The sequence below is a fragment of the Vibrio sp. 1978 genome (assembly GCF_033344345.1).
On the sequence record NZ_JAWPOP010000981.1, the window covers coordinates 1 to 524 of the forward strand.

The 524-nt window shown below is 44.7% G+C and carries 1 protein-coding gene; it reads right to left on the reverse strand.

The genetic code is table 11. The features are described 5' to 3' along the window. Positions 1-511, reverse strand: a 511-nt coding sequence (locus tag R8N49_RS30220) for a DUF2959 domain-containing protein (protein WP_318190830.1), incomplete at its 3' end; no start/stop codon positions are given. Positions 512-524: the final 13 nt, after the last annotated feature.

Here is a 524-nt window from a genome sequence, read left to right on the forward strand (position 1 = left end):
CGAGGTTGTGTTTTAGGTACAGCGTGTTGTCACGCAGTGTGTTCAGCACTGGCGTCATCTTTTTCTCTGCGCGCTTCATTGCGCTGAGCATGGTTTTGTAAGAGGCTTTGGTTTCACGCAGTTTTTGTTCGCTTGAGCGGCGCAGTTTCGCACTGGTGTACAAGTCTAACTCGCCTTGCCATTCTTCAAACAGTGCATCAGAGACATCTTCGATTGCAGCAATACGGTCACGCACATCTTGAGCGGCTTTTTCGCTGTCTTCGTATTTGTCATTGATGTTGTTGTAAACGCTTTCTAATTCACCACCGTCAAAATTGGTTAGTGCTGATAAGGCTTCAAGTGCGCTAGTGAATTCTTCTTGTGCTTCCTGTTGTGATTCTTTGGCATCTTCCACTCGGTCAACCATAATATCTCGTTTATGGTAGCCCACTTGCTCCATCGCAGAGTAATACGCAGATTGACACCCTGTTAAAGTGAAAATTGATAGTACAATTGCTAATAAATAAGGCATTCTTATGTCCTCG